The following is a 12,339-nucleotide window of genomic DNA, read 5'->3' as shown; positions in this document are numbered from 1 at the left end:
CCCATGACTGCTGCCGACGCACGTGACCCGCTGCTGCCCGGACGTCTTCTCACCGTCGAGCGCGACGCGCTGATCCCCCTGCTCCGCGCCAGGCCGGACGCGGATTTCGCGCTGCCGACCGCCGCGTGTCCGGGGTGGTCGGTGCGGGATGTGCTCGCGCACTGTTCGTCCGCGCTGATCAGGGTGGTGGAGAGCCGTTTCGGGCCGGGGGTGTTCTCGCCCGAGTCGAACGACCGGGACATCGCTGAGCGCGCCGACTGGACGAACGCACGGGTCGTGGACGAACTGGAGCGCGGGATGACCGAGGCCGGGGCGGTGATCGCGGGGCGCGCGGACGGGATCCTGGACCCGATAGCCCTGGGTGAGTGGGTGCACGCCGGCGACGTCCGCGAGACGCTCGGGGAACCCGGGGCCTACGCGGGCGCGGGCCTGCCCCACGCCCTCTCCCTGCTGGCCCGGGTGACCCGTGAGCGCGGACATCTGCGGTTGCAGGCCGATCTGGACGACGTCGACGAGCCGCTGCACCTGGGCGAGCCGAGCGGCACACGGACACCGGCCCGTTTCCTCGGGGACGCGGCGACGCTCGTACGGCTGTACACCGGGCGGTCGGCCGACGGGGTGCCCTACGAGCTGATGGGGGCGGAGGCAAGGGAGCTGAATCTGTACGGGTGAGCGGCCGAGGGCGGTCTCGCGGCTTCATGCGATCCCCACGTACCCTGGGATTGGACTAGACCTCCTGGACTAGACCTCCTGTAGTCGTTCCAGGGGAACACCGACGGAAGGGGTCCTATGAGCACGCGTGCAGTCCTGGAGGTGATCGCCCTCGACGCCGAGGACGCGGTCGCCGCCCAGGCCGGAGGCGCGGACCGCCTCGAACTGGTCACCGACATGGCGGCCGACGGCCTGACCCCGCCGACCCGGACCTTCACCGCGATCCGGGCCGCCGTCGACATCGACCTGCGCGTGATGCTGCGGCTGGCGGACGGGTTCGCGGCGGGCGACGCGGACCGCCTGGTGGCGGTGGCCGGGGAGCTGCGGGCGGCGGGGGCGGACCAGTTCGTGCTCGGGTTCCTCGACACGGCGGGCGGGGTGGACCTGACCGCGGTGGAGCGCGTGGTGACCGCGCTGGACGGCGGCCGCTGGACCTTCCACCGGGCCATCGACCGCGCCGCCGACCGCGACGCGCTGCGCAAGGAGCTCGCCGACCTCCCGGGCCTGGACACCTACCTCACGGCGGGCGCCGCGCAGGGCGTGGACGAGGGCCTCCCCACCCTCCTGGCGGAGGCGCGCCGGGGCGGGGAGCCCGGGTACGGGCAGACGATCCTGGTGGGCGGAGGACTACGGCTCGACCACGTCCCCGACCTCCTGACGGCAGGAATCGACGCGTTCCACATCGGCGGCGCGGCGAGACCGGACGGGTGGACCGGACCGGTGTCGGAGGAGGCGGTGCGAGCTTGGCGCCGGGCACTGGACCTCCCCAGGGGCGCGGGGCTGCATTGATGTGCGGCTCCGCCGCGTGGGCGCGCCCGGCCCCCACGCACCCGCACCCGGCGACGACCGCCAAGCGGCACCCCACTAGCCGCTCAGGCCAGCTGAGACGGCAGCGCGGCCCCGTGGGTCACGATCAGGCCGGACACCGCTCGGGTCAGGGCCACGTACAGCCGTCGTAGCCCCGTCCGCTCGTCCGGTTCGCCGTCGACCACCGCCTGGGGCTCGTCGAGGACCACGTAGTCGTACTCCAGGCCCTTGGCGAGTGACGCCGGGACCAGGGTGAGGCGGGTTTCGGCGGTGGTCTCCTCGCCGGGGTTCAGATAGGTCAGCCCGGCCGCGGCGAGTGCATCGGCGAGTGCGGGCACGCGCGCGTCCGCCGCGATCAGGCCCGTCGAACCCTCGTTGCGCAGCAACTCCTCGCAGGCGAGCACCACTTCGGCGGTGTCCTCGGCGGTACGGACCTCGAAGAAGCCGGGGTTCTCACGGACCGAGGCGACCGGGGTGAGGCCGGGCGCGATGTGGGGGAGGAGGCGGGAGGCATAGGTGATGACGTCGGTCGGGACGCGGAAACCGGCCGTCAGTTCCTCGATCACGCCGTCCGTCTTGCCGAGGTGCGACAGGGCCTCGTCCCAACTCCTGGTCGCCCAGGGTGTGGTGCCCTGCGCCAGGTCGCCGAGGACGGTCGCCGAGCCGGTGGTGCAGCGGCGGCCGACCGCGCGGTACTGCATGGGGGACAGGTCCTGCGCCTCGTCCAGGACCACATGGCCGAGGGAGTGCGTGCGCTCGACGAGATCCGTCGTCTCGTCGATCAACACGGCGTCCGCGGCCGACCACTTGGCCGACTTCACGCTCCGTACCGGCTTCGCCCGGACGATCGTCTTCTGCTCGTCCTCGTCGAGGATCCCGGCGGCGTGCTCCGCGAGGAAGTCCGCGTCCGTGAGCAGGCGGAGGACCAGTTTCGCGGGATCGACCGGCGGCCAGACCTGCTTGACGGCCGCCTTCACCGCCGCGTTGCGCGCCACCGAGTCCTGCACCCGGTCGTCCGGTGCCTCACCGGAGCGCTCCATCTGGACCAGCACCGCGTGCGCGATGCGCTGCGGCAGGGCCTCGCGCGCGGCGCCGTACCGGATGCCCCGGTCCAGCAACTCCCGGACGATGTCCTCCAGTTCGTACGCCGGGACGCGCCAGCGACGGGAGCCGCGGACCACCACGACCGGCTCGGTGGGCAGGGTGACGTGCGAGTAGACGGCCCTGCGCAGCACCTCCGCCATCCGCGCGTCGCCCTTGATGATCGCGGCGGGCGCGTCGTCGCTGCCGCGTACGTCGACGCCGGCCGCCACCAGGTCGTCCACCGTCGCCTGCTGCACGCTCAACTCGCCCAGCGCGGGCAGCACCTGCTCGATGTAGTGGAGGAAGGACCGGTTCGGGCCGATGACGAGCGTGCCGGTGCGGGCGAGCCGGTCCCGGTGGGCGTAGAGGAGGTAGGCCACCCGGTGCAGGCCGACGGCCGTCTTCCCGGTTCCCGGGCCTCCCTGTACGCAGACGGTGCCGCCCAGTCCGCTGCGCACGATCTCGTCCTGCTCGGGCTGGATGGTCGCGACGATGTCGCGCATCGGGCCGACGCGCGGCCGCTCGATCTCCTGCTGGAGCAGCTTGCTGGTACGGGCCGTCTCCGCCGGGTCGGACAGATGTTCGTCCTCGTACGCCGTGATGTCGCCCCGGGTGTACCCGAAGCGGCGGCGCAGCGCGATGTCCATCGGGTCCTTCTTGGACGCCCGGTAGAACGGCTGCGAGACCGGCGCCCGCCAGTCGATGACCATCGGGTCGCCGTCGTGGTCGTGCACGTGCCGGCGCCCGATGTAGAAGCGCTCGCCGTACGCGCCCTCGGCCTGGTCGGCGCCGGGGGCGTGCAGGTAGTCGAGGCGGCCGAAGAAGAGAGGCGTGTCGCTGAGGTCGGCCAGCGCCTTGATGCGCTCGTCGATCTGGCGGGCCAGGACCTCGGCGTTGACCCAGTTCGCGGTGACGTCCCTGATGTCCAGCGACTCGGCGTCCTCGCGCATGGCGCGCAGGGCGGCGCGGGACTCGGCGAGGTGGGAGCGCTCGCGGGAGAGGGGGTTGTCGCCGGGGGCCGTGTGCGGGTCCGTGAGCGGGTCGTGGGCGGGCGTGGACAAGGGGGTGCCTCCGAAGGCCTGCGGGTGGATGGCGCTCAGGTGTGGGTGGCGCGCAGGTGGCGCTGAGCCGACCGGTTTCCGTCCGGGCGGCGGCACTCCGGGGAGGGAGGCGGGCAAGAGCGGAGAGTCTAGTGAGGTGGGGGCGGGGGAAGCCAATGGATTTTCCCCCGTCCGGCCGCCGGCCCGGCTGCCGGGCCTCGTCCCCTAGGGGGAGCGTCCCCCTGGGGGCTGGTCGGATCCAGGGGTCAAGGTCCATCCGAGGGTGGACTGGCGGATGCCGGAAATTGGACCCGTGGACCGATGACGTCCTTATGCCCGAAGTTCCACCATTGAGGCATGAGCGCAGCAACCATCACACCAGCCCCCAGCCGTCCCCCGGGCGCCACAGCCGTGGACGGAGTCCCCCACCACCGCCTGGGCGACGCCCTCCGTGCCGTCAAGGTCTTCGTCGGCGCGGCGTTCAGCGTCGTGATACTCGGCGAGTACGGCGAGGAAGCGGGCATACACCGCAAGTAACGGCATAGGGTCGCCTCCGTGCCGAAACGGACGGTGACGTCTCCCTCTCTCCTACTGTCCATCTCCCTCCTGACAGTCTCCCTCTCCTCCTTCGCCGCCCTCTGCGTCCTGCTGCACGCCCCGATGGCCGATCTGCTGGTCTACCGGGCCGAGGGCGAGGCCGTGGTCCACGGCGGTGATCTGTACGGCTTCACGGTCACCGAGTGGCGGCTGCCGGCGACGTATCCGCCCTTCGCGGCGGTCCTGTTCGTCCCGACGACCTGGATCCCCGTCCCGGCCCTGAAGGTGGCGTTCCTCGCGGGCAACGCGCTCCTGCTCGCGTGTCTCGTCGCCCTCTCCGCCCGGCTGGCCGGCCGCCCGGCACGCCTCCCGCCGCTGTGCGCGGCCACCGCCCTCGCGCTGTGGCTGGAGCCCGTCTTCCAGACGCTTCTCTTCGGCCAGATCAACCTGGCGATCGCCTGCCTGGTCCTCTGGGACCTCACCCGACCGCCCGGCGCCCGCGCCAGGGGCGTGGCCCTGGGCATCGCGACGGGCATCAAACTCACCCCGGCGATCTTCATCGCCTACCTGTTCCTCACCGCACGCAGAAAGGAGGCAGGCGTTGCGACGGCGTCCTTCGTGGGCACGGCCCTGCTCGGTGCCCTTCTCCTCCCTTCGGCCACCGTGGACTTCTGGACGCGGCGCCTGTTCGAGACGGGCCGGGTCGGCAAGGCGTGGATCGTCGACAACCAGTCTCTCCAGGGCCTGGTCGCCAGGGTGTCGGTCACGGAGACCCCGGGCCTGACCTGGGCGATCCCGGCGGCCGGGCTGGCGGCGACGGGCCTGTGGCTGGCGACCCGCGCCGGCCGGACCGACCGCGTGCGCGGGGATCGCTGGGGCGTCCTGCTCACCGCGTTCACGGCCCTGCTGGTCTGCCCGATCAGCTGGTCCCACCACTGGGTGTGGTGCGTCCCGCTCCTGGCGGTCCTCCTCGCCGAAGCCCGAGCGGCCCTCGCCCTCACCACGGCGGCCCTCTTCACCGCCCGCACGATGTGGCTGCTGCCCCACGAGGGCGACCGCGACCTGTACCTCCCGTGGTGGCAACAGCCGTTCGCCTCGCCGTACCCGCTCCTGGGGCTGGCGCTGCTGGCGGTCGCGGCCGTCGCCCTACGACGGCACAGCCGCGCCCTGCGCGGTGGTGTTCCTCAGCCCTCCGCGAGGATCTCGTCGGCGTCCACGATCCGGTAGGCGTACCCCTGTTCGGCCAGGAAGCGCTGCCGGTGGGCGGCGAAGTCCTGGTCGATGGTGTCGCGGGCGACGACCGAGTAGAAGTGGGCCTGGTGGCCGTCGGCCTTGGGGCGCAGGACACGCCCGAGCCGCTGGGCCTCCTCCTGGCGGGAGCCGAAGGTGCCCGACACCTGGATCGCGACCGTGGCCTCCGGCAGGTCGATGGAGAAGTTGGCGACCTTCGAGACGACCAGCACGCTGATCTCGCCCTCGCGGAAGGCGTCGAAGAGCTTCTCGCGCTGGGCGTTGGAGGTCTCGCCCTTGATGACGGGGGCGTTCAAGTGCTCGCCCAGCTCGTCGAGCTGGTCGATGTACTGGCCGATGACCAGGATCTGCTGGCCCGCGAAGCGCTTCACGATCGCCTCCGTGACCTTCCGCTTGGTCGCGGTGGTCGCACAGAAGCGGTACTTCTCCTCGGTCTCGGCGGTGGCGTACGCCAGCCGCTCCGAGTCCGTGAGGTTCACCCGCACCTCGACACAGTCGGCGGGCGCGATGTAGCCCTGCGCCTCGATCTCCTTCCACGGAGCGTCGAAGCGCTTGGGCCCGATGAGGGAGAACACGTCCGATTCCCGGCCGTCCTCGCGCACGAGGGTGGCCGTCAGCCCCAGCCGCCGGCGCGCCTGCAGATCGGCGGTGAACTTGAAGACAGGAGCCGGCAGCAGATGGACCTCGTCGTAGACGATCAGACCCCAGTCACGGGAGTCGAAGAGTTCGAGGTGCGGGTAGACGCCCTTCCGCTTGGTCGTCAGCACCTGGTACGTGGCGATCGTGACGGGCCGGATCTCCTTGCGCGTCCCGCTGTACTCACCGATCTCGTCCTCGGTGAGACTCGTCCGCTTCACCAGCTCGTGCTTCCACTGCCGCGCGGAGACGGTGTTGGTGACGAGGATCAGGGTCGTCGACTTGGCCTGGGCCATGGACCCGGCACCGACCAGCGTCTTCCCGGCCCCGCAGGGCAGGACCACGACACCGCTGCCGCCGTGCCAGAAGTTCTCCACGGCCTGCTTCTGGTACGGCCGCAGCGCCCAGCCGTCCTCGGCGAGCTCGATGGGGTGCGCCTCGCCGTCCACGTACCCGGCGAGGTCCTCGGCCGGCCAGCCCAGCTTCAGCAGCGTCTGCTTGATCTGCCCGCGCTCGGAGGGGTGCACGACGACGCTGTCGGGGTCGATCCGGGCGCCGACCAGCGGGATGATCCGCTTGGAGCGCAGGATCTCCTCGAGGACCGGCCGGTCGGTGGTGGTGAGCACCAGCCCGTGCGCCGGGTGCTTGCTGAGCGTCAGCCGCCCGTACCGGTCCATCGTCTCGGCGATGTCGACCAGCAGCGCGTGCGGCACCGGGTAACGGCTGTACTCCACCAGCGCGTCCACGACCTGCTCGGCGTCGTGCCCGGCCGCACGCGCGTTCCACAGGCCCAGCGGGGTCACCCGGTAGGTGTGGATGTGCTCCGGCGCCCGCTCCAGCTCCGCGAAGGGCGCGATGGCCCGACGGCAGTCGTCGGCCCGCTCATGGTCGACCTCCAGGAGCAGGGTCTTGTCGGACTGGACGATCAACGGACCATTCACGCGCGGCACCCTTTCCCTTCGGCCCATGAGGCCGTTCATGCGGCCGTCGTCACGGGCCAAAGTTCCAGTGTGCCTCATGCGCGAGCGATCACCTTCGTCTTCGCACGCACCCCGGTTGATCGTCCGGTGCAACCTTGGGCCCGTTTCGAGTGTCATGTCCAGGGGAGACCGCGCAGCGCGCGTGGCTCGGTGAGGAGGGGCGCGGTGACGTCCGTACGCATCTGGGGACCCGGCGCCGGGGCTGTGCTGGTGCTGGTGGCGGCCGGGATGTGGGCGCGCGGGTCGAGCGCTGTGGACGCCGGTCTGTGGGCCGACGTACGTCCCGTGATCGAGGCCCGGCTCGTGGCGCAGTCCGCCGGGAACGGGCTGGGGGAGACCGAGCCCGCTCTCAGGTCGCGGTGGTTCTGCCGTGCGGAGGCGCTGGACCTGGAGGAGAGCGGGAACCGGGTGCGGGCCGGCATCAACACCCTGTGCGAGGAGTACGGCACCCGGGCGGGCGCCCTGATGTCGTGCAGCGGCGCGCAGATACCGCAGGTGGTGCGGCTGGAGCGGGACACGGCCAGCGGCCGCTACCGCATCGTCTCCCAGGAGGAGGCGCCGGACGACGGCGCCGACTGGGAGGACAGCCACTTCAGCTACTACGCCGAGTCCCGCATCAACCAGGGGATGGAGACGGAGTCCGCCGGGCTGCGGACCGTGGCCCTCGCCCACTTCGGCCTGCCGGCCACGGCGCCGGTGCGGGAGTGTTGAGCGCGGGGTCCGCGGGTAGTGCCGGGCGCCGATAGGCCGTCGGTCGTGTGCGGCGCCGTTGTGGCTGGTCGCGCCCACGCGGCGGTAGCCGCATATCAACACAGCCCCGCGCCCCTTTGGGGCGCTATTCCTCCGCGAGTTCCGCCACTCCCGTCACCCGGTGCAGGGGGTAGGTGCGTACCTCGTCGGCCGTGTGGTCGTACGCCGTGACGAAGCCGCCCTCGACGCGGATGGGGGCGATGACGCGCTGGCTGGCGGTGCCCTCGGCGTTGACGTAGCCGATCCAGAGGGTGTCGCCGGTGAGGACGGCGGCCTGCACGGTGGCGAGGGTCTCGGCCGGGGTGGTGCGCGGGAGTTCGCCGCCCTTGACCGCGGTGCCGGTCGGCTTGCGCGGGGCGGTGGCGGCCAGGTCGCCGGCGCGGATCGCGCGGATCGCCGCAGAGAGGAGGGTGGTGTCGGGCGGCGGCGGGCCGTCCGGGACCGGTTCGGGGGCCGTGCGCGGCGGGGTGCGGTGGGCGTGGGCGCGGGTGATCAGGACGTCGCCCTCGGCGGACTCGGCGGCGGGCGCGTAGCCCATCGCGCGCAGGCCTTCCAGGAGGGTGGCCGGGTCGGCCTGGGTGGCCAGCACCGTCGGGGCCAGGCGGCGCAGACGGAGGGCGGCGGCGCGCTTGTCGGCCATGATCTCGTTGAGGACCGTGTCGTCGTCGCAGCGGACGTACGCCGAGGCGGCGCCCACCCGTAGGTGGCCGTGTTTGCGGGCCACGTCGTCGATCAGGTACGCGAGCGGTTGCGGGACCGGTGTGCGGGAGTGGGTGGTGAGGAAGGCGTGCAGGTCGGAGGCGGTGCGGCCGGCGTCCAGGGCGCGGCGGACCGAGGCGGGCGTGAAGCGGTAGACGGTCGCGCCGCCCTTCGACTCGACGTCGGCCAGCACGCCCAGCGCGTCCGCGAGCGGGCGGCGCAGCGGGCCCGGGGCGACCGCCGTCAGGTCGGCCTGGAGGAGGACGTGGTCGAGGGGCTCGGGGAGGAGCGGGGCGAGGAGGCGGACGGCGTTCGCGGTGGCCGCGGCCTGCTCGGGCGGGGAGAGGGGTTCGAGGGCTTCGAGGGCGGTGAGGGGATGGTGGTGGTGCACGGGGAGCTTGTCACCGGGGCCGGCGGGCTGCTCAGGCGTCTTCCCGGGGGTCTTCTCCACGGGCGGTGCGCCGAGGAGTGCCCTGCCGTGTGCCGACAGCGCCCCGCGGCCCGTCACGCCCAGCAGCTCGGCCTCCGTCAGGGTCCAGCGGGCCAGCCGGCTGCGCAGGTCGTCCTCCCTCCCCCACGCTCGGCTTCGCTCGCGCGGGGGGACCCCCACCTGGGGACCGCGCAGCGGGCGTTCCCAGCGCAGCCGGGCCAGCACCGACTCGGCGGCCGGGGCGGTGCCCTCCGGGAGCGCGGCGAGGAGGGTCAGCACCCGGTGCCGTACCTCGGGCGCCGCCGAGCGGTCGAGGCCGGGGCCGAGCGCCGACAGGGCGCGGTCCTTGGCGTCCCGGCCGCCGACCAGGCCGGAGGTGCGGGTGGCGGTGAGCCAGGCCTCCGCCAGCAGGGCCCAGCGCTCGGCGGGCGGGCGGTCCAGCCACTCGTCGTAGGCGGGGGTGGCGGCGTAGCGTTCGTCGGCCTCGCCGTCGGAGGCGAGCAGCCCGGCCGCGTAGGCCAGCTCGACCCAGAAGGCGGCGATCGGCTCGGGCACGTCCAGGGCCACGGCCGTCCGCTTGAGGTCCCGGACACTGAGCCCGCCGGCCCGCAGGACGGCCGGGCCGCCCTCGTCCCAGTCCTTCAGCAGTTCCTCGACGGTCGCGAGCGCGGTGTAGGCCTGCCCGGCCGCGGTCGCGTCCACAACCTGTGGACGGTGCGTCGCCGTCGGCTCGACGGCGGGGGGCGCGGGCTCCGGCTCGCGGTGGGCGCGGCCCTCGCGCAGGTGCAGGGCGACCTCGCGGGGGAGCACCACCGTGCCGGGCGCGGTCGGCAGCAGCAGGCCGCGGTCGAGGAGCCAGCGCAGATGGGCGGCGGGTTCGGGGGTGATCTGGCCGTACGGCGGCCCCCAGACCAGCCGGCCCAGCACCTCGCGGGACTCGGCGGGCGCGGCGGCCAGCAGCCTGGCCATCTTCTTCCGGTGCCCGAACAACTTGGTGAGCGCGTCCACGGCGGACACCGGGTCATGTGTCGAGGGCAGCCCGGCGCCGGCGACGATCTCCTGGATCCGGCCCGGCGACATGCCCGAGGTGGCCTCCCGCACGGTCGGGCCCAGCCCGGTCGGCGAGGGGTACTGCGCGGACGGCGCGAGGACCTCGCGCGCGGTCCGCACCAGCCGCAGCCGGTCGTCGTCGCCCCACACCAGCGCCTGGTCGCGGAGCGCGCCGAGGGCGCGCGGCAGGGCCGCGGTGACCGGCGGGTCCCCGGCGTCACCGGCCATCAGCCCCAGCAGGTCGTCGTACGACGCCGGATCGGCCGCCACGGCCAGCGCCTCCGCGGTCTGGAGGGCGAACCGGTCCAGGCGTTCCAGGGCGCGCAGCACCGAGGCGCGGGTACCGGCCCGGGTGGCCAACTGGGTGAGGTCGGTGGGGACGGGGGTGATGAGGTCGGGGCGGGCGCGCAGCAGCACGGCCAGGGAGGTGTCGTCCCTGGCGCGAAGCGCCTCCGCGAGGGAGCGCGGCGGAGTGGCCGGGTTGCTCATCCGACCCACGGTAGCGGGTACCGGGTCGGGACCGGGATCACCTGTCCCGCGGCTGCTTCCGCGGAAGAGGCGGTCACCGGGAGAACGGAACGTTGCGTAGATGGCCACCGCATGAATTTCAGCGGGAGGATCGCGACAGCTCTGGCAACACTCGGCACGCAGTCGTCACCCTGGGCTCCCTGGCCACCGCGTGATGTCAACAGCGCGGTGGGACATGGCGATTCGGGGGATGCGGCCGTGGGCGTGTTCGGCGTCGAGCTCGATTTCAACAATGTCGTCGCGATCGTCAGCGTCGCGATCCCCGTGCTGGCGTTCTTCTGGGAGTTCGTCGTCATCCGCCGCAAGCGGCTCGGCTACCGGCTCCAGATGGACACCCTGGCCACCGACACCGCGCACGCGCCGAGCGCCGAGGTGCTGGCGCGGATGGAGGACGCCGGCCGGGAGCTGGTGGAGCCGTCGTTCGTGCTGGTGCGGATCGAGAACGCCGGCTGGCGGGAGATCGTCCCGGGGGACTATCTGACCCCGCCCGACGACAAGACCGGGATCCGGGTGCTGTTCCGGGACCGCCGGGTCGTCGGCATGGCGGTCACCGAACTCAGCCAGCCCACGCTGCGCCGTTTCTTCGTCACCACCCAGGAGGGCAGGACCCGGGAGACCGAGGGCTTCGGCATCGACTGGGAGGACGGCGCCGGTGTCATCCGGCTGCCCAAGGTGACGCTGAACCCCGGCGCCCACTACAAGGTGCTGGCGGTGCTGGAACGCCGGGGCGGCGGCGAGCACGCGCCCTTCCCGGAACCGGAGTTCCAGGCCGCGATGACCGGGGACCTGGACCACTCCTTCGCCTGGGTCCGCTGGCTCGCCCGGCTCAAGCTGGCCCACACCGAGAGCCACACCTTCGCCTCCCGGCCGGCGCTCGGCGGAATGGCCCTGCTGGCGGTGGCGGTCCTCGTCCAGGCGAGCCTGACCCTGTTCTGGCCCACCAAGCCCGCGCCGCTGGACTGTGTCGGCGGCACGCTGCACCTGTCGGGCTCGACCGCGTTCGCGCCCGCGGTGACGGCGGCGGCGCAGGAGTACACGAAACTGTGCCATGCCAAGGGCGCGGACATCCCCATCGGCGACGGCACGTTCCAGAGCAGCACGGACGGTCTCAACACGCTGCAGCAGGCCGGCGACGCCGCCGGGATCAAGGGCAACGCGGGCCTCGGCGACCACCTCACCTTCACCGACGGCCCGACGGAGGGCCACCACCCCCAGCTGCTGCCCCGGCCGGTGGTCTACTCCCTGTTCACCCTCGTCGTGAACCAGGACGCGCACGTCCGCACCCTCTCGCTCCAGCAGGTCCGCGACATCTACGCGGGCAAGATCAGGAAATGGTCCGAGGTGGGGGGCGCCGACAAGCCCGTCCACCTCATCAACCGCCACGTCGGCTCCGGCACCCGTGGCGCCCTCGAACAGCGGGTCCTCGCGGGCAGGTCGGTGCCGCAGGGCGCCACCGGCGACTGCACGGGCCTGGCTCCGGACCGGTACGGCGTCTGCGAGGTCTCCACCACCGACAGCATGCTGCAGACCGTGTCCGCGCAACCCGGCGCCCTCGGCTACAGCGAGGCGGCCAGCGTCACCTCCGCCGACCTGGTCAAGCTGGAGATCGGCGGAATGCCGCCCACCATCGAAGGCGTCGAGCACGGCACGTACCCGTACTGGCAGACCGAGTACGCCTACACCTACGGCGAACCGCCCGCCGGCTCCATCGCCGCGGCCTTCCTGCGCTACCTCACCGACCAGGGCGGCAAGGACATCCTCCGCGAGTACGGCAACCGCCCCTGCTCGGAGACGCGCTACCCGCTGGTGTGCACCCCGACGTGAGCTACCGTCATCC

The 12,339-nt window shown here is 72.7% G+C and carries 9 protein-coding genes; 6 read left to right on the top strand and 3 right to left on the bottom strand.

Translation table 11 applies throughout. The annotated features are described in order from the left end of the window. Positions 1 to 3: 3 nt before the first annotated feature. On the top strand, positions 4 to 672 hold the full coding sequence (locus AB0D85_RS25785) for a maleylpyruvate isomerase family mycothiol-dependent enzyme (protein ID WP_362324516.1): 669 nt from the start codon (positions 4 to 6) through the stop codon (positions 670 to 672). A gap of 117 nt (positions 673 to 789) precedes the next feature. Continuing rightward, a complete protein-coding gene (locus tag AB0D85_RS25780) occupies positions 790 to 1,500 on the top strand; it encodes a copper homeostasis protein CutC (RefSeq protein WP_362324513.1) in 711 nt (236 codons plus the stop codon). A gap of 83 nt (positions 1,501 to 1,583) precedes the next feature. Here AB0D85_RS25780 and AB0D85_RS25775 read toward each other — a convergent pair whose 3' ends face one another. Further along, the gene (locus AB0D85_RS25775) at positions 1,584 to 3,662 is read right to left on the bottom strand and encodes an ATP-binding domain-containing protein (protein WP_362324510.1); all 2,079 of its coding nucleotides are present in this window, start codon (positions 3,660 to 3,662) and stop codon (positions 1,584 to 1,586) included. 336 nt (positions 3,663 to 3,998) lie between these two features. Between AB0D85_RS25775 and AB0D85_RS25770 the strand changes: the two genes are divergently transcribed. Continuing rightward, on the top strand, positions 3,999 to 4,178 hold the full coding sequence (locus tag AB0D85_RS25770; protein ID WP_362324507.1) for a hypothetical protein: 180 nt from the start codon (positions 3,999 to 4,001) through the stop codon (positions 4,176 to 4,178). Between the two features lie 123 nt (positions 4,179 to 4,301). Next, a complete protein-coding gene (locus AB0D85_RS25765; protein ID WP_362325048.1) occupies positions 4,302 to 5,405 on the top strand; it encodes a glycosyltransferase 87 family protein in 1,104 nt (367 codons plus the stop codon). Here the strand turns inward: AB0D85_RS25765 and AB0D85_RS25760 are convergent. Continuing rightward, entirely contained in the window at positions 5,363 to 7,006 is a 1,644-nt protein-coding gene (locus AB0D85_RS25760) for a DNA repair helicase XPB (RefSeq protein ID WP_362324504.1), read from the bottom strand. The two genes, AB0D85_RS25765 and AB0D85_RS25760, sit on opposite strands and share 43 nt — an antisense overlap. 204 nt (positions 7,007 to 7,210) lie before the next feature. Between AB0D85_RS25760 and AB0D85_RS25755 the strand changes: the two genes are divergently transcribed. Beyond that, entirely contained in the window at positions 7,211 to 7,756 is a 546-nt protein-coding gene (locus AB0D85_RS25755; RefSeq protein ID WP_362324500.1) for a hypothetical protein, read from the top strand. 124 nt (positions 7,757 to 7,880) lie between these two features. Here the strand turns inward: AB0D85_RS25755 and AB0D85_RS25750 are convergent, their stop codons facing one another. After that, the gene (locus AB0D85_RS25750) at positions 7,881 to 10,463 is read right to left on the bottom strand and encodes a helicase C-terminal domain-containing protein (protein WP_362324497.1); all 2,583 of its coding nucleotides are present in this window, start codon (positions 10,461 to 10,463) and stop codon (positions 7,881 to 7,883) included. Between the two features lie 237 nt (positions 10,464 to 10,700). Between AB0D85_RS25750 and AB0D85_RS25745 the strand changes: the two genes are divergently transcribed. Further along, positions 10,701 to 12,326 carry a substrate-binding domain-containing protein gene (locus AB0D85_RS25745; protein ID WP_362324494.1) on the top strand — a complete coding sequence of 542 codons (1,626 nt, stop codon included), beginning with the start codon at positions 10,701 to 10,703 and terminating at the stop codon, positions 12,324 to 12,326. Positions 12,327 to 12,339 lie beyond the last annotated feature (13 nt).

The organism is Streptomyces sp. NPDC048277 (assembly GCF_040652235.1).
Lineage (GTDB): Bacteria > Actinomycetota > Actinomycetes > Streptomycetales > Streptomycetaceae > Streptomyces.
This window is presented reverse-complemented; position numbering and strand designations above follow the sequence as displayed.